The organism is Sphingobium sp. BS19, from assembly GCF_027925545.1.
Classification (GTDB): Bacteria; Pseudomonadota; Alphaproteobacteria; order Sphingomonadales; family Sphingomonadaceae; genus Sphingobium.
The window spans coordinates 203,263-228,566 of record NZ_BSEF01000004.1 but is presented as its reverse complement, the minus strand read 5'-3'; the positions used below and the strand labels follow the sequence as shown (position 1 = coordinate 228,566).

The window sequence follows — 25,304 nt, the reverse complement described above, 5'->3', positions numbered from 1 at the left end:
GGATATTTGAGATGGCGGCGCGCGACATCGACAAACTGCGGATCGCGGCGTGCATCTTCGATGAGAACCACCCGGTCTGTGGTTTTGGCGACCTCGGCGAGCAGCGCGTTCGTGAGCGTCGTTTTGCCGGTGCCAGTGCCCCCAGCGACAAGAATGTTCAGCCGCTCTGCAACGCCCCAACGAAGCCTGTCCGCTTCAGCTGCGCCCATGATTCCTGTGCTGACATAGTCCTCGAGCAAAAATACCGCGACGGCGGGCTTGCGGATGGCAAAGGTGGGAGCCGCCACCACCGGTGGCAGGAGGCCTTCGAACCGTTCTCCGCTTTCCGGCAGCTCCGCTGACACGCGTGGTGCATCGCCGTGAACTTCGGCACCCACATGATGGGCAACCAATCGGATGATGCGCTCACCATCGGCTGCGGTCAGGCGTTCACCGCTGTCGGACAGTCCGATGCCCAACCGGTCGACCCAGAGGCGTCCATCAGGATTGAGCATGATCTCGATGATCTGCGGGTCAGCCAGCCAGGTCGCGATCGATACGCCCATCGCCGTGCGCAGCATGCGTGCGCCGCGTGAACGTGCTTCAATTCGGACTGGCTCAGCGCCCATCGGATACCCCGCTTCAGGAGCGGGACAGGATCGTCCGGCTCGACGGGGACGAGTAAGAGACGCAGAAAAGGGGCTAGTTCAACAAGGATTTAGCGTCGTAGCAGTGGGGGATAGAAAAACAGGGAGGAGCGTAGTTCGAAACGCTTTGACGATGGCCTGTGCGCCGCCGACGCACGCCTGAGGGAGTCAATTGCAACTCGAACGGTGCGCAAAGGCAGAGATAGAGAAATTCTTGAAACTTTCACTATTAGGAAGTATTGAGAATTTTATGTCCAGCCTAGCGCAACAGGTATCCGCAAGCGCGCTGCGCGATCGGGTCTTCAACGAACGCCAGCTCAGCGAACTGCTGGGGGGAGGCAATGCGCGGCGTTATGGCCTCGTCAACCGCGCCCTCAAGGACGGGTCACTAATTCGCCTGAAGCGCGGGGTTTATACGCTTGCCAAGGCGTATCGAAGCGCTCCTGTGCATCCCTTCGCGGTGGCGCAGGCTTTGCTTCCCGGGAGCTATATTTCCTTTGAAAGCGCGCTGGCTTACCATGGCTGGATTCCTGAGGCAGTGCTTGTCACTGCCAGCGTGACGCCGGGGCGTAAAACGCTGGAGATCCCGGCCACCGAATTCGGCTCCTTCAAATATCATCCGCTGGCCATTGCCGATTATCGCTTCCTTAGCGGCGTCGAGCGCGTGACCTTCGACAAGCTCACCGCCTTTGTCGCTAGGCCGCTGCGCGCCCTTATGGATCTTGTCGCCCTGCGCAAGGTGGAATGGTCTGGCCTCGATTGGCTGACCAGTGGCATGCGGATCGATGACGAGGCGCTTCTGGCGTTGACGGAAACGGACTTTGTCGCAGTGAAGTCGGTCTACAAGCACAAGGCAGTGAACGCCTTCCTTTCCGAGCTTGAAGATGTGGTTCTGACGACAAAACGGGCTCAAAGCAGGGGATCTCTGCATGATTGACATCATCAAAGAAAAGCTCGGCCGCTATGGCGCCACCAATGCGCTTGAAGAGGAAAACGCGCTCAAGGAGATCCTCCAGGAGATTGCGCTATACGCGCTGTGGCGCGCCGATTTCTTCGATTGCGCCCTGTTCCAGGGCGGCACCAGCCTGCGCATTTTACACGGCCTGCCACGCTTTTCCGAGGACTTGGACTTTCTCCTGCGCGTGCCGAACATGGACTTCGACTGGTCCCCTTACCTCGAGGGAATGACCGAGGTGTTCAGCCAGTTCGGGCTGACGCTGGAAGCTCAGCCCAAGCCGCGCATGGATACGGCCATTCGCCAGGCGCTGCTCAAGGACGACTCCATCGCCAGCCAGCTCGACTTGTCATTCGCAGGCACCGGCCATCGCAAGGCGATCAAGATCAAGCTGGAAATTGATGTGAACCCGCCCGCAGGATCGGCCGAGGCGACCACCTATCTTGATTTTCCAGCTGATTATGAGGTGCGCCACCAGGATCTGGCATCAAATTTCGCGCTGAAGATTCATGCCTTGCTATGCCGAGGCTTCCTCAAAGGTCGCGACTGGTTCGACTTCTCCTGGTATGTTTCGCGCGGGCTCGAACCCAATTTCGTCCTTTTGCAAAACGCGCTGGTTCAGGCAGGGCCATGGGCCGGTGACGGGTCGCTCCACGTCGACATGTCATGGTTGAAGGCTGCGCTTTCTGGCACAATCACTCGGATCGAGTGGAAGGAAGCGGCAAAGGATGTCGAGCGCTTCCTGCGTCCTGCTGATCTCAAATCGGTTGATCTGTGGAGTGAGCGCTTTTTCCTCGCCAAGGTCGATAAGCTGGTCGCGGCGTCTGACAGCCAAGCTGTAGCCTAAAGGCCGACATGCCGGGGTATCCGTGGAGCGGCACGCTTGGCTGCCTCCGAAGCAGCAGCCAAAGGTGACACCCTCATTTTGTATTGAGCGTGACCGCCTTTGTTATCAGACTGGCAATGATGTCCGTTTGGGTAACGATGCCTTGCAAATGCATGTTGTCGTCCACGATCATGACCTCATGACCGTGACCATTGGCGAGAGGGGCGAGCAGCGCCGCCGCTGGCGCGAACACATGCGCCGTATCTGCCGGCGCCATTATCTCCGATGCAAAAGCCCCTTGTTTATCGAGGTCTGGCCATGTGATCACGCCGACCAGTTGGCCAGAGACATTCTCTACCGGTAGCGCACGCAGGTGCCTTGCGCGCAGCAGTCTATGCGCCTCCTCCACCGGGGCGGTTGCCGCAATCGTGATAACGTCGCGTGACATGATGTCGTTGCAGCTTAGCTGCTCGACCTGTCGCTCCGCCGCGCTGAGACCCGCCAATTCGAAAAGTTGCAAAAGATCGTCGCGATTGATGTCGAGCGTATCGCCAAAGCTTTCCAGCGCTGCGTCAACATCGCTCGGCCTCACCCCACTTCTGCTGAGCGGCGCAGAATCCTGTGTGCCGTGGGCGCTTTCGGTAAGCTTCGCCCGATGCGGATACGTGTGGCCTGACATGCGATGGAATGCCAGACCAGCGAGTATCAGCAGCAGTGAGTTCAAACCAACGGGATAAAGCGCGAACATGAACGGATGCGCGCTTCCAGCGGCCCCGCCGAGCACGGCTGACAGGGCGACTGCGCCGCCTGGCGGATGCAGGCAGCGCGCCAATGACATGACTGCAATGGCCAGTCCCACACCAAGCCCCGCTGCAACGGTAGCATTGGGGACGGCAAGGGCGACTGCGATGCCTACCAGGGCCGACAGGACGTTTCCGCCCAGGATTGACCCTGGCTGGGCCAGCGGACTTGCAGGCACAGCGAAAAGCAGGACCGCAGAGGCTCCCATCGGCGCCACGAGTAGAGGGTGCGCAGCTCCGGTACCGGCCAGAACGCCGCACAGCAGTCCCGTAGTCACAATGCCGATTATGGCACCTGCCACCGCAACAAGCCGCTCACGCGCGCCAGGTCCGGGCGGAGCCGCTACATACGTGCTGTAGTAGCGGCTCCAAACCAATCGCGGCGCAGTTTCAGAGCTCAAATCGGTAACTTTATCCATCTGTTCAGGCAGGGTTTATTGCCTCAGGCTGCCCGTTGCCATCGGTTTCAGCGTAGAGAACCTCTTCTTTGCCGATGAGGATGTCCGCAAGCGCCCAATAGGCCTCACCCCATGCACCGAGCACTTCGTCGGTTGCAGCATCGCCCAAAACGTCTCGGATCGCGGGCAGCAGGGCATTGGCCACCAGAGGATAATGTTCGGCCTTTACGCCAGTCTCCACATGCCGTGCAGCCATCCGCATCACCGGCGCAGTCAAGGCCTCCAGCTTGTCGATGTTCTGCGCATAAGCGAGGATAGCGCCAGCCAGACGCTTCGGCTGTTCCCCGCTTTCCTGCGCGGCTTGGTCGAACATGGCCTTCACGTCAGGGTCGGTGAACAGCCGCTCATACATGCGAGTCGTGATGGCAAGGCCGTGCTGCTGCAATGCAGGCGCGGTCGATTTTACGATGGCTTTGGTTTCGGCACTCAGTGGTTTGCGCACAGCTATTCCTTTTGGTGTTGTGGGTTGAGAAAATTGGGAACGAAGAAATCGGTGCTGTCAGGTGCGGCTTTGCCGATTGCCTGGCACGAATGCTCGGAACATGAACCAGGCGAACGCAAACACACCCACGCTGAAGACGACATCCCCGGGCACCCGTGCCCAGACCAGCGCCTGCATGATCGGGCTATGGATGAATTCCGCCGAACGCGCATAGGCATAGCCATGTTCAACACTGGCATAGGTTTGCAGGATACCCTGCGGCAGCAGCGACAGGAGCGTCATCATCGCAATGCCGATGTTGAGCGACCAGAAGGCGATCTTGAGTGATTTCTGGCTCCATATCGAAACGTCGGTCAACCCACGCATGCAGTAGAGCGTGAGCCCCAGCCCCAGCATCCCATAGACCCCAAACAGGGCGGCATGGCCGTGGTTGGCAGTCGTGTTCAGCCCCTGCATGTAATAGAGCGCGATGGGCGGGTTGATCAGGAACCCGAACAGCCCCGCACCGACCAGATTCCAGAACAGAACGGCCGAGAAAAACATAAACGGCCAGTGATAGGTGCGCTCCCACTCGGCTTCATGCTCAACCTTGTGGCGCGTATAGGCCTCAAAGCCTACGACCAGCAGCGGCACAACTTCGAGAGCCGAAGCCATCGCCCCGACCGCGATCACCGAGGTTGGGGTTCCGCTGAAATACAGGTGGTGGAAAGTGCCCAGCACCCCGCCGAACAGGAAGATGATCGTGGCAAACAACACCATCACGGTCGCGGTGGACGTTCGCAGGATGCCCATGCGGACGAACAGCAGCGAGATGATCGCGGTAGCGAAGACCTCGAAAATGCCTTCAACCCACAGGTGCACGACCCACCAGCGCCAATATTCCATGATGGCGATATTGGTATGCTGGCCCCACATCAGCCCGGCACCGTAAAGCAGGCCGATAGCGAGCGCCGATACCAGCACGAGATAGATCAGCGATTTGCTGCCCTTCTCCTGAAGCACGGGCCACAGCGCTCGCACGACCAGTGCAACCCACAAGAGCAGTCCGATCAGCAGGTAGATCTGCCAGAACCGGCCAAGGTCGACATATTCATAGCCTTGATGACCGAACCAGAAATTGGCCGTCAGATTGTGGAAGAAACGGTGGACTGCCGCCCATTGCCCGGCAAACGAGCCGATCACGATGATCAGCAGGCTGACGAACAGGAAATTGACCCCGAGCCGCTGAAATTTGGGATCGCGGCCGACAAGCATTGGCGCGACATAGAGTCCGGTGGCGAGCCAAGCGGTGGCAATCCACAGGACCGCCAGCTGCGTGTGCCAAGTGCGCGTAATCGTATAGGGCAAATATTCGGCGAAAGGCAGGCCATAGAGCCCCTGTCCCTCAACCGCGTAATGAGCGGTGACAATGCCCAGCAGCACCTGCGTGACGAACAGGGCGCAGACCACCCAGAAGTATTTGGCCGTTGCGCGCATCGACGGGGTGATGACCGCCCCGCTCAGTACATCGGAAGCCGCCATGCCCTGTTCGGGCAATATGTCGCTGCGCCAGAGGTCAAACTGCTTGGCATAATAGGCGATCAGAGCGCCTGCTGCTGCCAGCAGCAGAATGACCGAGGCCAGACTCCACAGCAACGTGCCTGTTGTCGGGACATTGCCGACCAGCGGTTCGTGCGGCCAATTGCTGGTATAGGTTATGGTGTCGCCGGGGCGGTTGGTTGTCGCGCCCCAGGCCGACCAGAAATAGAATGCCGAAACCTGCCGCGCCTCTTCAGGCGACAGCTGTCCGTAGACCGGGAAGGCATAGGCTTTGCGCAGCGCCAGCGCGGCGGTGTCATTGCCTTCGTAGAGGCTGACGAAATGCGTCTGCACTTGTTTGATGGCCGCTGCGCGGGTGTCACTGACCGTGATGATCCCGGTTGCCGGATCATAGCTGTTGGTGCGCATTTCCTCTTGCAGCGCCGCTTTGTGCATCGCTTCATTCTGCGCCGGAGTGGCGCCTGCAATGGGGTGAGAACTTTGCAGAGCGAGCAAAGCCGATGCCTCACGGTGCAGCCAGTCCGCGCTCCAGTCGGGCGCGAGATAGCTGCCATGGCCCCAGATCGAGCCTTGCTCCATGCCGCCGATTGACTGCCAGACATTCTGACCGGTCTCGATATCCGTGCGCGTAAACAGGGTTTCGCCGCTCGCGGATTTTACTGCCTCGGGAATGGGCGGTGCTTGCTGATAGATTTGCTGACCAAAGAGCAACAGGGCGCCGAACATAGCGACCATGCCAACGACCAGGATGGTCCAAAGCCGTTTAATGCTGAATGTCGTTCCATAGCTTTCCATGGTCGTCCCCCCGAAGTTCAGAAAAGGCCGTGACTGCCGCCAACCGCGCCAAACACGGCCACAACGCCCAAAAGGCTCAGCACCTGATGCAATCGCATCATGCGCGCAAAATCAGCTTCCGGTGTGGTTGAGCTTGCCATGCGGCGATGCAAGACCAAGGGCTCCAGCACGAACAGCATCAGCGCGAACACGGCCCACAGCGCCACCATCAGATGCATCCACCAGAAGCTAAGCTCGGCAAACCGGCTCCACATATCGGCGCGGTAGATCAGCCACAGTCCGCTTGCCCCGGCCAGCGTGACCCAGATGCGCGCTTGCCATGCAAAGCGTCCCTCGATCTGATGAAACCGGGCAAGGCGCTCTACGGGACGTTCGCTGGCCCGCAGCGCGGGCATGACAACCCAGGTGACAAATCCGACGCCGCCGATCCAGAACAACACCGCGATCACATGGATAGCGCGAGCCAGAACAAGGTCATCCATTGACCGGTCCTTTGCTCAGATCAGGTCGTTCGCGCCAGAACTCAACCTGCATGCGCATTGCCCCGACGGGGACAACATAGTGCGTCGCCTGTGGTGGGATGATGGCGGGACTATCCGGCGTGACACGGTGTTCCGTAAGCGGCTCGGTGAAGATCAGCCGGACTTCGCCTTCCAGGACGCGCAGCAGGCCCCACGTCCCGGTTTTGGTGCGATGATCGTTGCGCAGCGCATCGGGCAAAGTCTGCTCGTCGAAGATGGGGGATGAGGCATAGGGTTCAGACATCAGGCAAGCACCTTTGCGCGAATCGCGGTCAGTCCGCCGCGATCAATCAGAATGCCGGTCAGCAGGCTTTCGCCAATGCGCCGCGCCGCGTCGCGAAAGCGGTTTGCCACTTCCTCGTTCGGTGCGATCCGGGTGAGTGTCACGTCCCATAAAGACTGCCACCGCGCAAAATGCTCTGCATCAAGCCCACCGATAGCCGTGTGCTTGCGCATGGGATTGCCACTGAAACGACCCGATTCCAGCATGATCGAGGCCCAGAAATCCTTCATCCGCGCCAGATGATGCGGCCAGTCGCTGACCTTTGCACCAAATATCGGGCCGAGCATGTCATCAGCCCGAATAGCTCCGTAAAATTGCTCTACGAGCTGGGAAATGAATGCGTCATCGATCCCGCAGGCCAGCGCGTCAGCCATCTTGCGAGCGCGCACTTGCGCGACATGCTCTGACCCCGTCACAGTCTCGACTCGATTAAGAGGTATTTCATATGCATCGTTTAGGCGGTTGGCGGTTAAATGCAATATATGATATGCATCTTTTATGAGACTCTCGCTTCAAACCGATTATGCCCTGCGCACGCTGATGTTTTTGGCGGTGAAAGACGGCCATCATTCCATCGCCGACATTGCCAGCGCCTATGGCATTTCGAAGAACCACCTGATGAAGGTGGCTCAGCGGCTCACCGCCGAAGGTTTTGTCGAAAGCGTGCGGGGCCGCAGCGGCGGTCTCAAGCTGGCGCTCCCGCCTGCCGAATTGAATGTGGGCGTCATTGTCCGGACCATGGAAGATACAGGGACGTTCGTTGAATGTTTCGACCCGGCAACCAACACTTGCGTTGTCACCCCAGTCTGCGGGTTACGGCATGTATTGACAGGCGCTTTGGAGTCATTTGCCCGGCATCTGGATCAATTCTCCATCGCCGATCTGATTCCCAACAAAGAGAGGCTTGAGAGGCAAATCGACGGGGGGGGCACGCAACAGTCATGATGCACGGAGCCCCGGCGCTCCGATTCTCAAGCCGGCAGTTTTCAGGTAATGCGCCTTTGAGTTTGCATGACAGGGATTGGCGTGTTGATGAAGCTGAGGGCGATCTCCCTGGTCAGCTGATTGATGCGTCGGACTTCCCAAGTTCGACTTCATCCCGCAGCTTTGGTCCCGCCTCCATGCGCCGCGAGAGTGATTCCACAAATCCGTGCCACCTCTTCTTGCCCATCGCCTGCGCCGCCTTCATCGCGGCATCAGGCAGCGGCGGATTGCTGGTGAGCCAAAAGCGCACGAACAGGCCGATCGCTTCGTTCGTCAATTCCACATGCCATTCGAGCCGATCCAATTGCCGCGACAGACGATCGAGCCGTCTCGCCAGAGCGGCTTCCATCCGTTCATCCTGATCGGACTGCAGCAGAGACATCAACGCCGCCTCCACCACTTCGGTGCGCGAGACGCCGCGGGCATGAGCGCGTTCCTCCAGCAATTTGGCCAGTTCGATATCGAGCCGGAAGGTTTGTTTGCTGTGGGGCTTCTTCCTCACAGGTCGATGCCGTCATCGGGGTCGAGCGATGCATTGCGGGCATTGCGGTTCATTGTGCGATCAGCTTCCCGTTTGACCCTGGCTGCGTCATCCTCGGGCACATCGCGATCAAGATCGAACTCATTGACCGGTGGCTTGGGGACGGGAACGACATCCTCATGTTCGCCCAGTTCGGGTTCTCGCCTGATCCCGGAGTTCGCCGTATCATTTTCTGATTTGGCCCGATCAGCAGCTGACGGCACACCCGGCTTTGGCTGATCAACTGGCGGCTGTTCGGAGCATTTCTCTTCTGCCTTGGCTGGTTTGGTCGGCAGCGGTGCCGCAATGGGTGCGAGCGCAGACCAGTCGTCCTTTGGCCGTTTTTTTGGGTGCAGCGGCTTGGGAGTGGGTGCGGGTAGAAGACGCGCGCGAAACCGTGGGTCGAGAAAGTATTTTGCCTTTTCCGCGCGGATCGGCGGAGTGCTGGCCACCAGCACTATCTCCTCGTGCTCAGAAAATTGCTGAACTTCGCCGGGGGTCAGCAACGGCCTCGCGGTCTCAGTACGTGAGACCATGATATGGCCGAGCCATGGCGAGAGGCGATGCCCGGCATAATTCTTCATTGCCCGCATCTGGGTGGCGGTGCCGAGCGCATTGGAAACGCGGCTGGCGGTATTGTCATCATTGGCCGCGAACGCGACGCGGACATGGCAATTGTCGAGAATGGCGTTGTTTGACCCGTAGGCTTTTTCAATCTGGTTGAGCGACTGCGCGATCAGGAATGCCTTGATCCCGTAGCCTGCAACAAAGGCCAGGGCGCTTTCGAAGAAGTCGAGCCTCCCCAGAGCCGGGAATTCGTCGAGCATGAACATGACGCGCTGTCGGCGTCCTTTGGCTCTCAGCTCTTCGGTCAAGCGGCGCCCGATCTGATTGAGCATCAGGCGGACGAGCGGCTTGGTCCGGCTGATATCGGAAGGAGGAATGACCAGATAGAGCGACACAGGTGCCGCTGAATCGACAAGATCGGTGATGCGCCAGTCCGAGGCTCCGGTCACCTGCGCAATCACAGGGTCGCGGTAGAGGCCGAGGAACGACATGGCCGTCGACAGGACGCCAGACCGCTCATTGTCAGACTTGTTCAGCAGTTCCTGTGCTGCGGCAGCCACGACGGGGTGAACACCGTCTTTACCCAGGTGCGGGGTCGTCTTCATGCGGTGCAGCGTGGTTTCTATCGAACGGCGCGGATCGGAAAGGAAGCCAGCGACCCCGGCCAGCGACTTGTCTTTCTCGGCATAAAGGACGTGCAGGATCGTGCCGACGAGCAGCGAATGACTGGTCTTCTCCCAATGCGTGCGCTTTTCCAGTGACCCTTCTGGATCGATCAAGATGTCGGCGATGTTTTGGGCGTCACGCACTTCCCAATCGCCCTTCCGGACTTCGAGCAGCGGGTTGTAGGGGTTGGATGCGGGGTTGGTCGGATCGAACAGCAAGACGCGGCCATGCCGGGCGCGAAAGCCCGCTGTCAGATCCCAGTTCTCGCCCTTGATATCGTGGACGATGCAGCTGCCCGGCCAGGCGAGCAGCGAGGGGATTACGAGACCAACGCCCTTGCCGGAACGGGTCGGCGCAAAGCAGAGAATATGCTCGGGGCCATTGTGCCGCAGATACCGGTTCTTGTGCGAGCCGATCACCACGCCGTCTTGCTTCAGGAGGCCCGCCTTCTTGATTTCCTTGTCGGTTGCCCACCGCGCAGACCCATAGGTCTCTGACTGCTTCTCCTCCCGCGCGCGCCACACTGACATGGCGATCGCGATGACTATGGCGGCCATGGCACCCGAGACCGCGATGAATGCGCCGGTCTGGAAGATCTGTGGTGCATAGGCGTCGAACGCAAACCACCACCAGAAGAAGGCGTAGGGCGGGTAGATTGGCCAAGGTCCAAGCCAGAACCAGGGCTGGCCGAGCTCGGGTTGGTACGCAAGGGCGTGGGCCGTCCATTGGGTGGCACACCAGATGCCAAGCAAGGTGACGCTGATGACGGCGATGACCTGACCCCAGAGAATACGGGTGGCGTTCATTGAAAGTTACTCCTGATGAGGGGGTAAATGAGGGTCACAGGCTGATCCCGCGTCCGCGGCCTAAGGCCCAGTCGACAGAACCGCTCGGCGTCATGGTGCCGGTGATATGTTGGCCGAGGTGCTGATCTAGCGCCGGCCGCCAGGGCACGAGCTGGAAGCCCAGCCCTTCGTCGATCATCGCGAAGCGGCCCGTCGAAAGCGTCACCCGCTCCCGGTAGATGCCGCTGACATAGTCGCCTGCGCCCGACGGTTTGTGCTCAAGTCCTGTGCGCGCGGCGATGCCCTGCCTGGCGGCCGTCAGTTCCTGATTCTTCAGCGTCTCGACGAGATCCTGAGCAAGGATGACCCGCTGGCCCTGCCGACGGGCGAGCCCCTGCGTTTCGAGATGGCTGGCGCGGGCATCCAACGCATCGCGCACCTCGCGCCCGAAACCATTGCCCGTTGCTACGGGATCGCGGGCAACAAGCTGGCGATCAAGCCACGTCGCGCCAGGTGCTTTGATCTGTGCCTCGAGGGGTATGTCTGATCGCGTGGCGAGCGACAGGCGGTCATGCCCTTTGGCATCCTCCCAAGAGCGCAGTTCAACGATCGATCCGGCTTTGGCGTCGCCGGTCATCTCCATGTCATTGAACGGCAGATGGTGCGTGCGGCCATCGACACCGTCGACGATGGCATAGGCGCTGCCCGTCAGTTCATCGTGGAGGCCACGTTCGACCAGGCGTCCGATGATCGGTTCGCTTGGAACGTCCTGATGCAGGGCCAATGCCGATACATCAAACCGCCCGCCGTCGCGGCTCATGGCATTGTGCATCGTCTTGATGATGTCGTTACGCACCGAAAGATCGCGCAATGTGTTTTCGGCACCGGGCTCCAGCGCCCACACCGCAGGCCCTTCGCGTGCCGCCAGTCCCAGCTGTTCCAGTTTGGCGGCGCGGCCCAGAAGCAGCCGGCGCATTTCGGGATCGGCGTCGCCGCCTGGACGCAGATCGACAAGGCCTGCAGTATCTTGCCCCAAGCGTTCAAGCTGCCGGTCAAGACTGGTCCAGCGCTCTGCATCGACCTCGCGTGCGAGCGCGGTGCGGATGTCCAGCGCGGTGCGCGGCCCCAATTCGAGCGTCACCCGCTCTTCCGCTCGGAACCGCAGCCCTTCGCTGATATAGCCCCGGTCAATGACAAGATCGGCGCCGTCGCTGGCAACGCCGCGCACCAGCACATGGATGTGCGGATTGTCGGTGTTCCAATGGTCAACGGCGACCCAGTCCAGTTCTGTGCTCAGATCCTTGGCTGCATCGGCCAGCAATTCGCGGGTGAAGCTGCGCAGGTCTTCCATGTCCCCGGCGTCTTCGGGCGAGACGATGAAACGAAAGTGGTGCCGGTCATCTTCGCAACGCCCTGCAAAGGCATCCCGATCAGCGCTGTCGGTCTGGGCATCGAACATCGAGGCATCGCGCCCGTCGCGGGACACGCCGTCACGCTCGAGATACTTGATGTGCTTTGCCAGCGGTGCGGCGCGGTACTGTGCCCCTTTATGCCGAGCGATACGCGCCATCACGGTAACGCGGCGTTGGCCAGGTGTGCGGCGCATCGCGGCAACCGTCCGACGTCCGCGCGCGGCTTTGCCGCTGCCACTGCCGCGTTTCAGACCCGCTCGCCGTGAACCCGCATGGCCCGCCTTGTTGGCGGCACGCTGGACCTGAGCCGCCAGCTTCTGGCTTCGCCTTCCAGAGGCTGCACCGCTGTCCCTGCTTCTTCCCGGCCGCACCCGAAATTCATTGTCGTCGCGGCTCATTTTGAAGGTGCCAGACGATTACGCCGCAGTTTTGCGGGTGTTTGGGAAACATTGTATGGCAGGCTTTGCCCGGTGCCATACGAAATTATCGCACTACAACAACCACATGAGAGCCAGGTGCTGGCACTCCTTTTATCTTGCCCTCCACAATTGCCCTCTCGCTCAAACACACTCCTCCCCGCCGTACCTATCCGACACGACGCCCGAACCGTCGGAGATGCGCTGGCGTAACCCATCACGGATTTCGTGGTGAAAGCGAGACAAACAGGGGGTGCGGCGCGGGGTTCGGTGACGGTAAAGAGGCCGACGGCGACGCAAGCTGGGTGCGCTGTGGCTGCACATCGGCAGCACCGTCAGTGCTGCTCGCTTCTCCATCGCCGCGCGGTGTGAACAATGTAGCCTGACGCCAGGGATGAGCATTGGCAGGTGGCATGGCGGCAGGCGAAGCGATGCTGGCCATTCCAAGACCTGGCGCGATCTGGGCGACGTAGTTGACGGTTTCTGCCGGAAGACTGCGACGACCGGCAACATAGTCATCGGCACGGCCTGGTCCCGCATTGTAGGCCGCCAGCATCAAGCTGACATTGCGATACCGGTCCCACATGGCGCGCAAATAGGCCGCACCTCCAAGGATGTTCGCACGCACATCGAACGGGTCAGAGCCAAGGCCATGCCGCGCGCTCAGCATCGACCAAGTGCCGGGCATGATCTGCATCAGACCGATGGCTCCTGCGGGTGAAACCGCGCGCGAATTGCCGCGACTTTCCGCCCGCATCACCGCCCATATCCAGAGCTCGGGAATGCCGAAGCGCTCCGATGCCTCTGCGACATGCGGCGCATAAGGATGCGCTGCAAACTGGTCAGGCACCGTCGCAACTGCGGCAACCGGAGACGTCGCCGCTGCCAAGCCGAGTGCGAAACAAGTGCCGGGAAGGAGAAGGTGAAGGCGCAGCCGACCGGCAATCCGAACTACGGAACACCTGCGACGGCCAAGCAAAGCAACGGTCATGGCCTATTTCCGATCGCGATTGGTCGGACGCGACCAGAGCAGGTGATGCTCGTCGTCACGGGACATGGATCGAAGCAGGTTAGCGCGCAGGGGATGGGCAAAGGCCGGGTCGTCGATCTGCACCGCGACAAAGGCACCGGCGCGCTCGCCTGTGCGGTTCCAGCCAGCACCAATTTCAGTGCCGGTTTCGGCATCGCCGAGCAGCACGCGCCAGTCGGGTGCATTGTCGCTGTCTTTCGATGGAGCCGGGACGAGCGTCACGACAGCATCGAGCATGAGGGTCCGGATTTGCCCCGTGAAACTGTCCTGCGCGGAATGAAAGACCCCGATCATCATGGCCTGTGCTCCTGGTTGGTGGTTGGGTGAAGCGGCGGACGCACCAAATCCACACCAGCGCAGGGGCTGGTCAGGTGCATCACGGGTAAGGATGGGGTGTGCCGTGCTGATAAGGCCAGCTGCTGGCAGAGCGCCAAAATAGCGCCCATCAAGGCTGTCGGGCGCCGGGTTCAACAGGAACAATTCGTCTGTCCGAACGCGGTGACAGCCCTGCCAGCTTGGCAAAGGCCGACCCATTCTGTCGTGCGATTTGGCTATGGCGACAAGGTTGCCGTCCACCGAGACGACAGCGCCGGCGCGGCACGCCCATTGCCCGGGCAAGGCCGCGACATGTTTCATGAGTGGCACGCCGATTGGCAAATAATGGCGCTCGGCCATCATCCGTGCGGTCGCAGTCGGCGGCACAATGGCGACCAGTGCGCCGAGCCTTGGGCGTGTGCCGCTCACGAGGCGATAGAGGCCGACGGGCGCACTGGCGCTCGCGTTCCACATCAGTAGCGGTCGCGGCGACAGCATGGCGACTGCTGCTAACCCTGCGCTGAACAAACCTGCCCACAATATCGTGGCGCGAACATAGCGGCGGCGGCTCATGCTTCGAGCGCCTTGCGCCGGAGCCAGGCCGCGTGCCGCTCCGCTGTGTAAGCCCTGAACAGCATTCCGGCATTCAGCCGGTTGCCGACGTGGCGCCAATGATCGGGCGATGCGTCGCACGGATCAACACCGGCGGCTTCGACCGCATCGATGGCCTGCAACACCTGTGCGACCTTGGGCCAGCCCTCGATGTGCAGCAGAATGTCAGCGCCGGGACGGACAAACGGCAACGTCGTGTAGGCCTCGCCCGGTGCCACTGCCGTCACGATGTCGATGCACGAATGGATGGTGCCATAGTCGTTCGAGGACCAGCGCACGAAGGCGAAGACCGCGCCGGGACGGAAGGCGATGACGCGCGTGCGGCGGTTGATGATCGTGTCAGCCGCGATGCGCCCGAAGCGGATCCATTGTTCGTAGCGCTTCTCGATCCAGGTCACTTCGACCTCGGTCAGGGCGCTGGCCATTGCTGACCTGATTGCGTGCGAGGAGCTTTGCCGCTGCGCAGTTGGCTCGCTCATGGCCGCGCTCCTGCCACCGCGAACCCGACAAGCTTGACGCGAGCATTCAGCAGCCCCGTCGCACCGCGATTATCCACAGGCTGCAAAAGGGTTAGCAAGAATCCGAAGGATTCTTTTCTATTAGCATCGTTAGAGGAGCGCCGATTTTCCGCAGAATTCTGCGGGTTTCCACATGATCCCGGTTTTCGATAGGCCGAGAATCGGGTTTCCGATGGGCCGAGTCCGACGGTTTTTAATAGGCCGAATGTCATGCCAACTTCTCCACAGGGAAACCGACGCGCCGAGCAGCGGCAACGAACGGGTCGACGGGGATGGGTTTGAAGATCAGCCGCTCGCGGCCGAAGCTGTGCTCAAGGCTCAGATGGTAGCCCGGGAGAGACTGCCGCCGGACGATGGTCCGCAGCTCGAATGCGAATTGCTTGAGCGGCGAAAGCGCACCTGATTTGAGATGAAGGTGCGGAACGTCGAAGCTCCAGCCACCGCGCTGGTGTCCACCGTGCTTGCGCACGATACGGTAGAGCCAGCGCTCGACGCCGCCAGTCAGCGCAAAGTAGGCGCGGTCGATCGTCAGGATCAGGCCGCGATCGAGCACACCCGCATAGAACCAGTCGGGCAGGATGAGCTCGATGCCAACGGCTCGGCCACGGTCGTCGAGTGTCTCCCGCCATTCGTTAATCCAGGAGAAGCGGTGGCGTCGGCGCTGGTGTTGCTGGCGGATCGACGTGGCAACGGTCGTCGATTGCAAGCGGTCGAGCGCTGCGCGCAGCCGCTCATAATGGTCCTTGCCAGTCCCGCGCCCGATGAAGGTCAGAATCTCGTGCGGACGGGCGGCGATGTGCCGAGATGTCGGGCGGCCTGCGTCGCGCGCTTCAACGAGCTGACTCGCCGCCCAAATCAGAATGTCGGCATCCCAGATGGTCGCCATGCCGTGTTCGGCTACAGCTTCGACCGAGATCCATGTGGCCCCCATCGCAAAGTCGATCGGCGCGGAGCGCCGCGACTTGGCAAGGCTGAAGAAGGGCCAGGACATCAGATCCTGAGCATCGCGCGCGGCAATGTCACCGGGCATCGAGTAGAACAGGTCGAGCTGTTGCTGGGGGCTCACCGAACGCATCAACGGCGCACCGGTCGTGCTGACAGGCAAATGCCTTGTCCGGGATCGGATGTTGAATTGCGGCGACCATTTTGCGCCCAGGCATCGAGATCGACTATGGCGTAGACAATGCGCCGACCGAGCTTGTGAAAGGCCGGGCCCGTCCCATAGCAACGATGCTTTTCAAGCGTGCGGGCTGAGAGCCCCAAATGAACGGCAGCATCGGGCGTCCTGACATAGCGCGGGAATACCGGGACGAAATCTCCATCCATGAAACGTCTCCTGTGAAGTGCCGGACACAAGGGGTTGGCCCGGCGAGCAGGAGGCGAGATTTGAGATTTTCAGGGACTTGGGTGAACGGACATAAGGCGTGGCTGCCGAATGTCCCGATCAGTGGCCGCTCAACAGGGCGAGATAGCCGCCGTCGCGCATAGCGAGCGCCTGTCGCTGCCAGCGAGCAATCCGTTTGCGCTCGCTCGACGTATCCCATTCGGCGGCCGAATATCGCCCTGCATCGCGGGCGATAAGTTCGATGGCCAATTCGCGCGTGGTTGCACCGCCGGACAGCGCATCCAGCAACCGAAGCCATTGGACCAGACGCCAGTGCTCTGACGGACCGGGCGCAAGGCAGAACGGGAGCTTCTTCACATGTCCGAGATGGCGATGCTCATGAAAGTCGGAAACAGCGGCCTGCCGTGTTTCCCAAAATGCGTCGCCCGGAAGAACATAGGCGAGCGGTTCGGTCTCTGGTGTCTCGCCGCAAATATTCAAGCGGTAGCGGCGCTTCCCCGTCGAGAGGACGAGATGCCGCCCTTCCTCATCACGGTGCTCGGCCGCGATATTCATACTCCCGACAATTGCGGCTTGGCTGCAGCCGTCGCAAGGGAAAGGAGCCGGGCGCAAAAGGATGACGCTGGCCGCGGTAGATGGGTGCCAGATAATCGGGAGATGGTGAGCCGGGAGGTCAGGGTCCGCAGCGAAAGACCAACCCCCAGTGCCGGGCCAGACGCCTCAGCGCGAGTGGCGCTGCGTCAACGGCTTCAGCATATTGATCGCGATAGTCGGGATTGCGGCGCAGGAATTCCTGCGCGAAATCCGCGCGGTCATAGGTTTCAAACGCTTTGGCGTAATTCTCCGAACGCCAGTCGGGCGGCTTCTCCATCGCACCTCTCCTATGAGGTTTTTTGGAGTCGAACGATCATGTCGTAGCCCTGACGAGAGAAGTGCTCGAGTCAGTTCCGGGCTCCCCCGAGGCGAGGCACAATCGATTGCGCCATATTGGTGTTAACTACCCGGTTTTATTGGGTTCGCGGGACCAGAAGGTGTTTGTAGCCGTGTTCCGTCATCCACCTGGCGCGGGCGAGATGGCCATCATATACCTTGCGCGCGCGCTCCGGCTCACTGGCAGGATCGATGGCGAAGATGATCGAAACCGCCTCTTCCCATGAAGCCCCGTCCTTTTCGGCATCCAGCAGGCGAAGATACGTGACGAGGTGGCGCTCATCATACTCGCTCAATCGGCCTGACTGCGGTGGTTCATCGGCAAACTCAGGAGCCGACATGGGTCTCTCCTTGTAGCAAAACCTGTTTAGTGACTGCGCCCCTGCAACGCGCGCAGAGAAGCAGGGTGAACTTATCCCCAATCGGGCAGTGCGCTATCCCCAGCATGGGATAATGCCGAGCCCAGATTGCCGGGACAAAACATTCCCAGAGGCAATGATCTGCCTGTTGTAGTTCAGAAATTGTAAAATTGCTGCTGAGATTCGGTGAATGGCGGTGGGTTTGCGTTCAACGACCGCCAGGTTTTTCGAAAAATCGCACGGGATCGACGGCAAGCTCTTCTGCGAGTCGCTCGATAGTGTCGAGCGTCGGCGAATTGGCGGCGCGTTCGAGAAGGCCGACATAGTTTCGGTTGATTCCGGCACGATGCGCCAATTCCTCCTGCGAAAGCCCACTGGCGTGTCGCAATCGCCTTAAATTCGTCCCAAAAATCTCCCGAAGCCTCATGCTTCGTGGGTCGGCGTAACCCTAATATACTGCCACCCAATATACTAGGGATTCGTCATCGCCCGGTGTGACCCGGGCGATGACTTGGTCGATTCAATGGTCGTTGCGGCGGCTCGGGCGGTTCCAGACCAGATCGTGGCTGCCGTCCTCAGCTTCGAAGAGCTGGGCGAAAATGGGCGCCATGAAGCTGGGGTCGTCGAGCTTCACCGAGAGGTACGGCCGGTCGTCCTGGGTGTGCTTTTTCCAGGCTGCGCCGATTTCGACTTCACCGATGAGGACGCGGTGTGTGGGGGCATTGCCGCTGGTGTTTTCTTCCGCGACGATCCTGACTGATTTGGCCTGAAGTGCGAGAGTGACGATCTGGCCCCGGAGTTCGCCCGAAACCATCTTGAAGTTGCCGATCTTTGCCATGGGTATTTCCTTTCCGTTGGACGGGACCGCGCCAGTGCGGCCTCGATGCGCGGATAAGGGTCAGCCAGTGGCAGGCGCCGCAGCGTCAGCCCGCAGCGTTAGCGAAGGACGGTGTGGCCGGGCTTTCTTGTCTCGCGAGGAACGGCGGAACGCCGGGGGAAGAAAGTTCGACAAGCACCGTTGCGGCAAGCCTGCCAAGCGAAGTGTCTTGCTGACATGGGCGCGGATCGAAAGAGGCCGTACTGGTCGGTTCTGCCGGGACGGACGCCAGATGCTGATCGAATGCACTGGCTCGGGTGAACGCTGGCCCAGAACCCTCGGTTCAAAATCGGCAAAGCAAAGGAAGCGACTGGACCACCGGTATTGAGCCCTCACGCCGTCACTCGGCCGACATTGCTTGGCCTGTAGAGGCTTGCCCACCGACGGGACCCGCAAACTGTGAGGTGACGCACGTATCACGCTGCGACATCGTCACGCTTCGCCATGCCGAGAGGGATGTCGCCATAGCAGCGATGGATCCAAGGATCGCCAGCAGCATGCTGTTGTCCGTTGCCAGTGATCCAAGCGCGTGCGCGGCCTGAAAGCCGGCGATGCCCCCGGGTATGGCAAAGAGGAGCGCGATCCCGACACGGAGTAGGGGAGAGCGGACAAAGGCAATGAGGCCCTGTCCAATCAGAAGCGTAGCAATGCCTGCCGACAGTCCGCCCAGAATTGCTCCGAGATGACCAACATCATGGCGGAGCAGCAGGAAAGCACACGTGAGCCCGGCGTAGACAGGCAGCGCATAGCTGGCGAGGCGGAAGAGCAGTGCGAGCACATAAAGGCCAGCCACGGCCCCGAGGATGAGAAAAATGGTCATAAGCGTCCCTTGTCTGGACGCGCTCGCCACCACCACCTCAGCGCAATCTGCGGTGCAACACTAGCACGGCAGGGCGCAGGCCGAAAAGGCGGAATGTGCCTGAGATTAGCGGCTGAAGGGGTCATATTCGCGAACCACCTGTTCGGGGTCGCCATCAAATTCGTCAGCGGGGATGACGAAGTAGCCCTGATTGGTTTCGATGAGGACGATGACCGTCATCAGCGTCCGGGAGAGGTTCCAGCCAAGCGATTGTGCGGTTGCCAGTGGCATGTTGCGGCTCCTGCCTTGGAGCGGGACCACCCCGCTCGACAGTCGCCCCACAGGCCGGGGGCTGGCCGCAATCATCGCAGCAAAGCTGCGGCCGCACGCGCACGCGTAGCGGACCCTTCACGGGTTGATTGAAGGAGGACAGGCTTCGAGCCCAGGGATTAGCGGCTAATGCGAGCGAGTGGTTCTGCGGCGGTTCGAGTTATGCCAATTGCGCCAGTCAAATTCCGGCGGTGACATATTCTTCAGGTATCCGCTGTTGACGGCCAGTTTCTCAAGATCGGTCAGGCACTACGCAGCCGGCAATATCAATGTGTGCGGCCTCGGTGATCTAAAAAGACTTTGCCTTGCGCTGTTCTAGCGCAGCACGCTGCCACTCGACCAAGGGGTCCGACTGCAAGCAGCAAGATGAGCCGTTTCACACCGAACGCTAGGCGCAAGTTCGGGCGACATCGATCGACAATTTAGGTGCAAAAAGGGGGCTCAAAATTCACGAGCTACGACCGGCTTTCCCCACGACGCCCCAACCTGTACCAAAATTGGAGACAATATGGAGACAATGGGGGTCTCGGTGGGGCGTTGTCTCCAGAATTTCAAGGGTCGCCGGTCGGCGAAATCGTTGATTTTCTGGGAGAAAACTGGAGCGGGCGAAGGGATTCGAACCCTCGACCCCAACCTTGGCAAGGTTGTGCTCTACCCCTGAGCTACGCCCGCTCTGGCGGCCGGGGAACAAGTCCTTCCGGCGGGTGAGGCGCGGCAACTAGCATCGGTTTCGCGATGCGGCAAGCGTGTTTTTGACCCTTTTGCAAAACAGTGCCAAAATCGCTGTAAGCAGGGCGTTTTCGTTCGCATGGCTTGCGCAGCAGCAGTGATCCCCCACATAAGGACCGTAATTCTGCCTACTACCGCACAGGAGACGATCATTGGCAACGCTAGGGATGAGCGAAAGTGACAAGCTGGCCGTCGAGGCATTTCGTCGTGACGTAGTCGATCCATCGCGCACATCGCTGGTTATCGTCGATTTCTGGGCGGAATGGTGCGGCCCTTGCAAACAGCTGACGCCAGTCATCGAGAAGGTGTGCGCAGAATATGCCACCAAGGGCGTCAAGCTGGTCAAGATCAACGTGGATGAAAATGCCTTTATCGCGGCGCAATTTCGCGTGCAGTCGATCCCCACGGTATATGCCATTTTCCAGGGACAACCCGTTGCCGACCTTACGCAGGCGCGCACCGAGGGCCAGTTCAAGCAGATGTTCGATCAGTTGCTCGCGCAGCTCCCCATCGAATCGGAAGACAAGGCACAGGCGCAGGAAATTGCGCCGCTGATCGCCATGGGTGAGGAAGCGCTGGCGCAAGGCGAAGCCGAGCGCGCATTGACGATATTTCGCCAGATTGGCGATATGGCGCCGGACAATGCCGAAGTTCTTTCGGGTCAGATCCGCGCGCTGGTGACGATGGGCGAGACCGAGCAGGCGCAAGCCGTGTTGGACGCGGTGCCGGAGGATGTTGCCAAGGAGCAGCCAATCGAGCGGGCGCGCGCGGCTTTGTCACTGGCCGTGGATACCAAGCCGGTGGAAGACCTGTCCGGTCTGGAGGCGCGTCTTGCCGCCGATCCCGATGACCATGAAGCACGATTCGCGCTGGCCGGAGGCCACATGGCGAACGGCAATCGCGATGCTGCCGCAGACGCTTTGCTGGACATTGTCGCGCGCGATCGTGACTGGAATGAGGGCGCGGCGCGTCAGCAGTTGTTGAAGGTTTTCGAGGCGGTAGGCCTGGAAGATCCCTGGGTATCCGCCCAACGCCGTCGCCTTTCCGCGATCCTGTTCGGCTGACGATGCCAGCCCAGCGCATTTCGCTGTTCCCGCTGACGGGAGCGCTGCTGTTTCCCGGCATGCAATTGCCACTGCATATATTCGAGCCGCGCTATCGCGCTTTGGTGCGCGATGCAATGGCACGGGATCGGCGGATCGGCATGATCCAGCCGCGTGGCGATGGGGCTAGTGGGAAGACAAACCCCGACAAGCCAGCGCTCTATGGGATTGGCTGTGTCGGTCACATCGGGGAGTTCGAAGCGCTGGAGGACGGCCGGTTCAATATCATATTGACCGGCATCGCGCGCTTTCGGATCATCAAGGAGCTGGATGTCACGACGCCTTTTCGGCAGGTCGAAGCCGAGGTCGAAAGCCTGGCGGTGCAGAATGACGATGTGCTGGCGTCGATAGAACGGGCGGCGCTGGAACAGGAGTCCCAACGCTTTGCGCAGGCACAGGGCTATATCGTCGATTGGGAAGCGGTATCGCGGCTGGACGACGCTTCGCTGGTGAATGGCATTGCGCAGATAGCGCCGTTCGATCCGGCGTCCAAGCAAGTGCTGCTGGAGGCTATGTCGCTTCGCGAACGCGCAGAGCGAACCATCCAATTGATGCAGTTTTTCGGTCGCACCGATAGTGACGGTCACGCTACGCTCCAATGAGCATAGCGCCGGATGTGATCGCAAAGCTTGTGTGTCCGGTAAGCCGGACGCCTTTGCGTCTCAGCCAAGACCGCACCGCGTTGGAGTCGGACGCGGCAAGGTTGGCCTACCCCGTCAGAAACGGTGTACCGATATTGCTGGCGCGAGCGGCACAGCCACTCGATTAAACGGCTTCGCCCAGCAAAAGCTTCGGCAATGCGCCCGATTCGCCGCGCGCTTCGGCCATGAACCAATCCTTGAGCGGCGTCAGTTTCTGAACGGCGCCAAGACCGAAGCGGCGTATGGCCGACGGCAGCTTGCCGTGCATGTCGAACAATCGAACAAGGCCATCGGTGGAGACCGCGACGCTCAACGTATCCAGGCTGCGCCACCGTTGATACCGGGTCAGCAGTTGCGCGTCGCCCGGGTCGAGGCCCAGTCGCATTCCTTCGACCAGCACCTGGGTCAAGGTCGCCACATCGCGCAGGCCAAGGTTCAGCCCCTGCCCTGCAATCGGATGAATGCCATGCGCCGCGTCCCCCACGAGGGCGAGGCGCGTATCGGTGATCGATGCGGCATGGTGGAAGCCAAGCGGATAGCTGGAACGGGGCGATACGAGGGATATTTCCCCGAGAAAGCCACCCATTCGCTTCTGCGCTTCGGCAAGCCAGGCGCGCTCGCTCAGCGCCAGCATGGCCGGCGCATGTTTGGCGGGAACCGTCCAGACAATTGCGGAACGGTTGCCTGGCTGCATCGGAAGCAGCGCGAAAGGCCCGCCGGGATAGAAAATCTCATAGGCCGTATTGGCGTGCGGCACTTCATGTTCGATTGCCGTTACCATGCCGACATGCTCATAGGACCATCGCGCGACGCGCATACCAGCGGCATCGCGGGTAGGGCTATTGCGACCTTCCGCAGCCACCAGAAGCGCGCCGGACAGCTCCGCGCCGCTGGACAGCGTCATTGTGACGCCGTCGGCATCACGGTTCACGGTGACAGCGCGGTCAGGCTGAAACAGCGTAAGGCCATCGGCTTCCTTGGCTGCGTCGCGCAGGGCGATACGAAGCTCACGATTTTCGAACATGATGCCCATCGCGCCATCGCCTTCGGGCGTCACGAAATCGAGTGCGCCCGGTTTCAGGCCATCGCTGACCCAAATGCGTTCAATGGGGCAGCCTTTCCCTTCCATCTTCGCGCCGACCCCGATGGCAGAAAGCATGTTCCACGTCGCACTGGCAATCGCCGAGACTCGTCCATCGAAACCGGGGGCGATGGCAGCATCTGCATTCGCGGGATCGACGACTGCGCAGGTCACGCCATGCCTGGTTAACGCAATGCCGAGTGTCAGCCCGACCAACCCACCGCCCAGAATGATAACGTCAAACCGCTGCATCGCGAAAACCCCTGAAACCTTTGCTATGATTTAGGGTGTCCGGCGGTGGAAGGAAAGGGATCGCATCAACTCGACCGCGTAGGATCGGTCAGGGGATCGATGGCGGCAGGCGGCGGATCGGTGCGAGAAGGCAGGAACAGGCTCGTCTGGCGTTCGATCATACGGTGTACCTGCGGCAGGTTCGGCCCCTGATGCAAAGCCTGGATCAGATCGGAATTCGCCGTATCGGCATGGGTACGCCGCTGATTATGCCGGATATATTCCAGCCAGGTTGGCACGGTATAGCGCTCAATCCAGAGGTTCTCGTCACCCAGATCGCGCAGCAACGTCCAGTGTCTGGCACCGTCGCGCACACGGATACGGCGGCGCTCATTCATGACCGCAAGAAAATCGCGAATATGCTGCGACAGGATGCGATATTCGATCGTAACGACCACGGGGCCGCTGCGGGGTTCGATGGGAACGGCCGTGTCCGGCTCGCTCCAGCGGTTCTGGGGGTCCAGGTTCAAAGCTTCCCCCTGCGGCAGAGGCAGAAACAGTCCCAAAGGCACACTCAATGCCTGCACGGCTGCAGCAGCGGCAAGAGCGATCGCAACGCCGTGCATGTCCGCCACTTCGCCGAACACCCAGCTTCCCAAAGCCATGCCCCCGAATGCAGCCATTTGGTAAAGCGCGACGGCGCGACCGACGACCCAGCGGGGCGCAGCCATCTGCACCGTTACGGTGAACGTCGAAAGCGCCAGCACCCAGCCCGCCCCAGCGAGAAATAGCGCCATCAGCGTGAGTGGCATAAGGGTGCTGACACCCCCTACCGCCGCTCCTACCGTCAGGGCGGTTGCCGCGATCCGGACAATCCACTCGGTCGACAGGGCGTTGCGCAACCGACCGCTGCCCAATGCACCGCCGACCGCCCCCACGCCGAATGCGCCGAGCAGCAAACCATAAGTGAGCGGGCCGCCCGCCACCTGATCGCGCGCGATCAGCGGCATCAATGCCGGGATTGCGCTGGCCGCAAAGCCGAACAAGGCAGACCGCACCAGCACGATGCGCAAATTGGGGGACATGGCGACATAGCGCACGCCTGCACCCATCGCCGTGCCGATATCCTCCCGGGGGAGCACCCTTGGCACACGCTCAGGCCGCCAACCGACCAACACCGCTATCAACCCCACATAGCTGACCGCATTGATCGCGAAGGCTGCGGCAGCCCCGGCCGCCGCCACGATTACGCCGCCGATCGCCGGACCCAGACTCCGCGCAATGTTAAATCCCATGCTGTTGAGCGCAATTGCACCCGGCAGAGTCGCGCGCGGCACCATGTCGCCGACCGATGCCTGCCATGCGGGACCATTGAATGCCGTGCCGCAACCGATGAGAAAAGTGAACCCGAGCAACAGCACGGGCGTCAACCAACCGGCCCAGGCAAAGGCGGCGAGCGCCAGCGATACTGCCAGCATGAAACCCTGCGCCCACAGCATGACCAGGCGTCGGTCGAGATTGTCGGCCATCGCGCCTGCCAACAGCGACAGGAGCATGATCGGTAACGTCGTCGAAGCCTGCACCAACGCCACCAACGTATTGGACGTGGCCAGCGACGTCATCATCCACGACGCGCCGACCGACTGGATCAGGCCGCCGAAATTCGACGCCATACTGGCCAGCCACACAGCGCGAAAAATCGGGATGCGCAGCGGCGATATGGATGGCGGGCTTGCGGTCGTTGTCGGCATAAGCGACACGATCCCTATCGAAGAATGCCGTCCAACACTATCGTCAAGACCATGTTTT

29 protein-coding genes, 1 tRNA gene and 2 pseudogenes are annotated in these 25,304 nt (G+C 60.7%); 6 read left to right on the top strand and 26 right to left on the bottom strand.

Annotation, left to right across the window (positions count from 1 at the left end; genetic code table 11):
- Positions 1-46 precede the first annotated feature (46 nt).
- Positions 47-608, bottom strand: a pseudogene (locus QMG56_RS06010) (ATPase, T2SS/T4P/T4SS family); the annotation flags it as partial.
- Between the two features lie 268 nt (positions 609-876).
- Between QMG56_RS06010 and QMG56_RS06005 the strand changes: the two are divergent.
- The gene (locus QMG56_RS06005) at positions 877-1,563 is read left to right on the top strand and encodes a hypothetical protein (RefSeq protein ID WP_281821690.1); all 687 of its coding nucleotides are present in this window, start codon (positions 877-879) and stop codon (positions 1,561-1,563) included.
- A complete protein-coding gene (locus tag QMG56_RS06000; protein WP_199555681.1) occupies positions 1,556-2,428 on the top strand; it encodes a nucleotidyl transferase AbiEii/AbiGii toxin family protein in 873 nt (290 codons plus the stop codon). Before QMG56_RS06005 ends, QMG56_RS06000 begins: the two co-directional genes overlap by 8 nt.
- Positions 2,429-2,501: 73 nt before the next feature.
- On the opposite strand, the gene QMG56_RS05995 is transcribed toward QMG56_RS06000, so the two are convergent.
- From QMG56_RS05995 to QMG56_RS05970, 6 genes are read right to left on the bottom strand one after another with little or no spacing between them, the layout of a single operon-like run.
- Complete coding sequence (locus QMG56_RS05995) at positions 2,502-3,608, bottom strand: HPP family protein (RefSeq protein WP_281821658.1); 1,107 nt, start codon at positions 3,606-3,608, stop codon at positions 2,502-2,504.
- Positions 3,609-3,630: 22 nt separating this feature from the next.
- On the bottom strand, positions 3,631-4,107 hold the full coding sequence (locus QMG56_RS05990) for a globin domain-containing protein (RefSeq protein WP_026002423.1): 477 nt from the start codon (positions 4,105-4,107) through the stop codon (positions 3,631-3,633).
- Positions 4,108-4,164: 57 nt separating this feature from the next.
- On the bottom strand, positions 4,165-6,441 hold the full coding sequence (locus QMG56_RS05985; protein WP_199555679.1) for a nitric-oxide reductase large subunit: 2,277 nt from the start codon (positions 6,439-6,441) through the stop codon (positions 4,165-4,167).
- A gap of 17 nt (positions 6,442-6,458) precedes the next feature.
- Entirely contained in the window at positions 6,459-6,923 is a 465-nt protein-coding gene (locus QMG56_RS05980; RefSeq protein ID WP_017183351.1) for a membrane protein, read from the bottom strand.
- A complete protein-coding gene (locus QMG56_RS05975; protein WP_017183352.1) occupies positions 6,916-7,206 on the bottom strand; it encodes a DUF1971 domain-containing protein in 291 nt (96 codons plus the stop codon). Before QMG56_RS05975 ends, QMG56_RS05980 begins: the two co-directional genes overlap by 8 nt.
- Entirely contained in the window at positions 7,206-7,661 is a 456-nt protein-coding gene (locus tag QMG56_RS05970) for a group III truncated hemoglobin (protein WP_017183353.1), read from the bottom strand. Before QMG56_RS05970 ends, QMG56_RS05975 begins: the two co-directional genes overlap by 1 nt.
- Positions 7,662-7,743: 82 nt before the next feature.
- On the opposite strand from QMG56_RS05970, the gene QMG56_RS05965 reads away from it, so the two are divergent.
- Positions 7,744-8,190 carry an Rrf2 family transcriptional regulator gene (locus QMG56_RS05965; protein WP_017183354.1) on the top strand — a complete coding sequence of 149 codons (447 nt, stop codon included), beginning with the start codon at positions 7,744-7,746 and terminating at the stop codon, positions 8,188-8,190.
- Positions 8,191-8,302: 112 nt separating this feature from the next.
- Here QMG56_RS05965 and QMG56_RS05960 read toward each other — a convergent pair whose 3' ends face one another.
- The 17 genes and pseudogenes from QMG56_RS05960 to QMG56_RS05885 all read right to left on the bottom strand — a co-directional run bounded on the left by QMG56_RS05960 (position 8,303) and on the right by QMG56_RS05885 (position 20,382).
- The gene (locus tag QMG56_RS05960) at positions 8,303-8,731 is read right to left on the bottom strand and encodes a ribbon-helix-helix protein, CopG family (RefSeq protein WP_066648874.1); all 429 of its coding nucleotides are present in this window, start codon (positions 8,729-8,731) and stop codon (positions 8,303-8,305) included.
- Positions 8,728-10,788 (bottom strand): conjugal transfer protein TraG, encoded by a 2,061-nt coding sequence (locus tag QMG56_RS05955; RefSeq protein WP_199555678.1) that lies wholly within the window; start codon positions 10,786-10,788, stop codon positions 8,728-8,730. Before QMG56_RS05955 ends, QMG56_RS05960 begins: the two co-directional genes overlap by 4 nt.
- A 34-nt stretch (positions 10,789-10,822) precedes the next feature.
- Positions 10,823-12,577, bottom strand: coding sequence for a DUF3363 domain-containing protein (locus QMG56_RS05950; RefSeq protein WP_281821652.1), 1,755 nt, complete (start codon positions 12,575-12,577; stop codon positions 10,823-10,825).
- A 235-nt stretch (positions 12,578-12,812) separates the two neighbouring features.
- Positions 12,813-13,445, bottom strand: a complete 633-nt coding sequence (locus QMG56_RS05945) for a lytic transglycosylase domain-containing protein (protein ID WP_281821689.1) — start codon at positions 13,443-13,445, stop codon at positions 12,813-12,815.
- A gap of 144 nt (positions 13,446-13,589) precedes the next feature.
- The gene (locus QMG56_RS23340) at positions 13,590-13,919 is read right to left on the bottom strand and encodes a DUF736 domain-containing protein (RefSeq protein WP_309298542.1); all 330 of its coding nucleotides are present in this window, start codon (positions 13,917-13,919) and stop codon (positions 13,590-13,592) included.
- Positions 13,919-14,513 (bottom strand): annotated as a pseudogene (locus QMG56_RS23335) (S26 family signal peptidase). Before QMG56_RS23335 ends, QMG56_RS23340 begins: the two are co-directional and overlap by 1 nt.
- Positions 14,510-15,031 (bottom strand): DUF2840 domain-containing protein, encoded by a 522-nt coding sequence (locus tag QMG56_RS05935; RefSeq protein WP_375713647.1) that lies wholly within the window; start codon positions 15,029-15,031, stop codon positions 14,510-14,512. The pseudogene QMG56_RS23335 and the gene QMG56_RS05935 overlap by 4 nt, the downstream one beginning before the upstream one ends.
- Before the next feature lie 247 nt (positions 15,032-15,278).
- Positions 15,279-16,145 (bottom strand): replication initiator protein A, encoded by an 867-nt coding sequence (locus QMG56_RS05930; protein WP_066283456.1) that lies wholly within the window; start codon positions 16,143-16,145, stop codon positions 15,279-15,281.
- The gene (locus tag QMG56_RS05925; protein ID WP_006964014.1) at positions 16,145-16,396 is read right to left on the bottom strand and encodes an AlpA family transcriptional regulator; all 252 of its coding nucleotides are present in this window, start codon (positions 16,394-16,396) and stop codon (positions 16,145-16,147) included. Before QMG56_RS05925 ends, QMG56_RS05930 begins: the two co-directional genes overlap by 1 nt.
- Positions 16,397-16,514: 118 nt before the next feature.
- Positions 16,515-16,970 carry a DUF2285 domain-containing protein gene (locus tag QMG56_RS05920; protein WP_281821649.1) on the bottom strand — a complete coding sequence of 152 codons (456 nt, stop codon included), beginning with the start codon at positions 16,968-16,970 and terminating at the stop codon, positions 16,515-16,517.
- Between the two features lie 118 nt (positions 16,971-17,088).
- Positions 17,089-17,286 carry a transcriptional regulator domain-containing protein gene (locus QMG56_RS05915; protein ID WP_281821648.1) on the bottom strand — a complete coding sequence of 66 codons (198 nt, stop codon included), beginning with the start codon at positions 17,284-17,286 and terminating at the stop codon, positions 17,089-17,091.
- A 136-nt stretch (positions 17,287-17,422) separates the two neighbouring features.
- Positions 17,423-17,686 (bottom strand): DNA -binding domain-containing protein, encoded by a 264-nt coding sequence (locus QMG56_RS05910; RefSeq protein WP_281821647.1) that lies wholly within the window; start codon positions 17,684-17,686, stop codon positions 17,423-17,425.
- Between the two features lie 226 nt (positions 17,687-17,912).
- Positions 17,913-18,131, bottom strand: a complete 219-nt coding sequence (locus QMG56_RS05905; RefSeq protein WP_013831674.1) for a helix-turn-helix domain-containing protein — start codon at positions 18,129-18,131, stop codon at positions 17,913-17,915.
- A gap of 93 nt (positions 18,132-18,224) precedes the next feature.
- On the bottom strand, positions 18,225-18,542 hold the full coding sequence (locus QMG56_RS05900) for a DUF736 domain-containing protein (RefSeq protein ID WP_006964005.1): 318 nt from the start codon (positions 18,540-18,542) through the stop codon (positions 18,225-18,227).
- 379 nt (positions 18,543-18,921) lie between these two features.
- On the bottom strand, positions 18,922-19,401 hold the full coding sequence (locus QMG56_RS05895; protein WP_281821646.1) for a hypothetical protein: 480 nt from the start codon (positions 19,399-19,401) through the stop codon (positions 18,922-18,924).
- A 105-nt stretch (positions 19,402-19,506) separates the two neighbouring features.
- The gene (locus QMG56_RS05890) at positions 19,507-19,671 is read right to left on the bottom strand and encodes a hypothetical protein (RefSeq protein WP_006964003.1); all 165 of its coding nucleotides are present in this window, start codon (positions 19,669-19,671) and stop codon (positions 19,507-19,509) included.
- Positions 19,672-20,307: 636 nt separating this feature from the next.
- A tRNA-Gly gene (locus QMG56_RS05885) sits at positions 20,308-20,382 on the bottom strand.
- A gap of 209 nt (positions 20,383-20,591) precedes the next feature.
- On the opposite strand from QMG56_RS05885, the gene QMG56_RS05880 reads away from it, so the two are divergent.
- The 3 genes from QMG56_RS05880 to QMG56_RS23420 are packed head-to-tail and all read left to right on the top strand — an operon-like array spanning position 20,592 to position 22,311.
- On the top strand, positions 20,592-21,503 hold the full coding sequence (locus QMG56_RS05880; protein WP_230187809.1) for a tetratricopeptide repeat protein: 912 nt from the start codon (positions 20,592-20,594) through the stop codon (positions 21,501-21,503).
- A 2-nt stretch (positions 21,504-21,505) separates the two neighbouring features.
- Complete coding sequence (locus QMG56_RS05875) at positions 21,506-22,144, top strand: LON peptidase substrate-binding domain-containing protein (protein ID WP_230187810.1); 639 nt, start codon at positions 21,506-21,508, stop codon at positions 22,142-22,144.
- Positions 22,141-22,311, top strand: a complete 171-nt coding sequence (locus tag QMG56_RS23420) for a Trm112 family protein (RefSeq protein WP_281821645.1) — start codon at positions 22,141-22,143, stop codon at positions 22,309-22,311. Before QMG56_RS05875 ends, QMG56_RS23420 begins: the two co-directional genes overlap by 4 nt.
- Here the strand turns inward: QMG56_RS23420 and QMG56_RS05865 are convergent.
- Together QMG56_RS05865 and QMG56_RS05860 are read right to left on the bottom strand one after the other, a co-directional pair.
- The gene (locus QMG56_RS05865; protein WP_281821644.1) at positions 22,308-23,516 is read right to left on the bottom strand and encodes a UbiH/UbiF/VisC/COQ6 family ubiquinone biosynthesis hydroxylase; all 1,209 of its coding nucleotides are present in this window, start codon (positions 23,514-23,516) and stop codon (positions 22,308-22,310) included. The genes QMG56_RS23420 and QMG56_RS05865 overlap by 4 nt on opposite strands.
- Positions 23,517-23,581: 65 nt before the next feature.
- Complete coding sequence (locus QMG56_RS05860; protein WP_230187813.1) at positions 23,582-25,246, bottom strand: MFS transporter; 1,665 nt, start codon at positions 25,244-25,246, stop codon at positions 23,582-23,584.
- Positions 25,247-25,304: the final 58 nt, after the last annotated feature.

What these genes read in the sequence shown, in the direction of transcription:
- QMG56_RS05980 (WP_017183351.1), bottom strand. Translation starts at nt 6,923, where the DNA reads ATGGATGACCTTGTTCTGGCTCGCGCTATCCATGTGATCGCGGTGTTG.
- QMG56_RS05860 (WP_230187813.1), bottom strand. Translation starts at nt 25,246, where the DNA reads ATGCCGACAACGACCGCAAGCCCGCCATCCATATCGCCGCTGCGCATC.
- QMG56_RS05875 (WP_230187810.1), top strand. Translation starts at nt 21,506, where the DNA reads ATGCCAGCCCAGCGCATTTCGCTGTTCCCGCTGACGGGAGCGCTGCTG.
- QMG56_RS05895 (WP_281821646.1), bottom strand. Translation starts at nt 19,401, where the DNA reads ATGACCATTTTTCTCATCCTCGGGGCCGTGGCTGGCCTTTATGTGCTC.
- QMG56_RS05985 (WP_199555679.1), bottom strand. Translation starts at nt 6,441, where the DNA reads ATGGAAAGCTATGGAACGACATTCAGCATTAAACGGCTTTGGACCATC.
- QMG56_RS05950 (WP_281821652.1), bottom strand. Translation starts at nt 12,577, where the DNA reads ATGAGCCGCGACGACAATGAATTTCGGGTGCGGCCGGGAAGAAGCAGG.
- QMG56_RS05965 (WP_017183354.1), top strand. Translation starts at nt 7,744, where the DNA reads ATGAGACTCTCGCTTCAAACCGATTATGCCCTGCGCACGCTGATGTTT.
- QMG56_RS05865 (WP_281821644.1), bottom strand. Translation starts at nt 23,516, where the DNA reads ATGCAGCGGTTTGACGTTATCATTCTGGGCGGTGGGTTGGTCGGGCTG.
- QMG56_RS05955 (WP_199555678.1), bottom strand. Translation starts at nt 10,788, where the DNA reads ATGAACGCCACCCGTATTCTCTGGGGTCAGGTCATCGCCGTCATCAGC.
- QMG56_RS05890 (WP_006964003.1), bottom strand. Translation starts at nt 19,671, where the DNA reads ATGCCACTGGCAACCGCACAATCGCTTGGCTGGAACCTCTCCCGGACG.
- QMG56_RS23420 (WP_281821645.1), top strand. Translation starts at nt 22,141, where the DNA reads ATGAGCATAGCGCCGGATGTGATCGCAAAGCTTGTGTGTCCGGTAAGC.
- QMG56_RS05920 (WP_281821649.1), bottom strand. Translation starts at nt 16,970, where the DNA reads ATGAATATCGCGGCCGAGCACCGTGATGAGGAAGGGCGGCATCTCGTC.
- QMG56_RS05905 (WP_013831674.1), bottom strand. Translation starts at nt 18,131, where the DNA reads ATGAGGCTTCGGGAGATTTTTGGGACGAATTTAAGGCGATTGCGACAC.
- QMG56_RS05925 (WP_006964014.1), bottom strand. Translation starts at nt 16,396, where the DNA reads ATGGATGGAGATTTCGTCCCGGTATTCCCGCGCTATGTCAGGACGCCC.
- QMG56_RS06005 (WP_281821690.1), top strand. Translation starts at nt 877, where the DNA reads ATGTCCAGCCTAGCGCAACAGGTATCCGCAAGCGCGCTGCGCGATCGG.
- QMG56_RS05935 (WP_375713647.1), bottom strand. Translation starts at nt 15,031, where the DNA reads ATGAGCGAGCCAACTGCGCAGCGGCAAAGCTCCTCGCACGCAATCAGG.
- QMG56_RS23340 (WP_309298542.1), bottom strand. Translation starts at nt 13,919, where the DNA reads ATGATCGGGGTCTTTCATTCCGCGCAGGACAGTTTCACGGGGCAAATC.
- QMG56_RS06000 (WP_199555681.1), top strand. Translation starts at nt 1,556, where the DNA reads ATGATTGACATCATCAAAGAAAAGCTCGGCCGCTATGGCGCCACCAAT.
- QMG56_RS05930 (WP_066283456.1), bottom strand. Translation starts at nt 16,145, where the DNA reads ATGCGTTCGGTGAGCCCCCAGCAACAGCTCGACCTGTTCTACTCGATG.
- QMG56_RS05915 (WP_281821648.1), bottom strand. Translation starts at nt 17,286, where the DNA reads ATGGAGAAGCCGCCCGACTGGCGTTCGGAGAATTACGCCAAAGCGTTT.
- QMG56_RS05910 (WP_281821647.1), bottom strand. Translation starts at nt 17,686, where the DNA reads ATGTCGGCTCCTGAGTTTGCCGATGAACCACCGCAGTCAGGCCGATTG.
- QMG56_RS05975 (WP_017183352.1), bottom strand. Translation starts at nt 7,206, where the DNA reads ATGTCTGAACCCTATGCCTCATCCCCCATCTTCGACGAGCAGACTTTG.
- QMG56_RS05900 (WP_006964005.1), bottom strand. Translation starts at nt 18,542, where the DNA reads ATGGCAAAGATCGGCAACTTCAAGATGGTTTCGGGCGAACTCCGGGGC.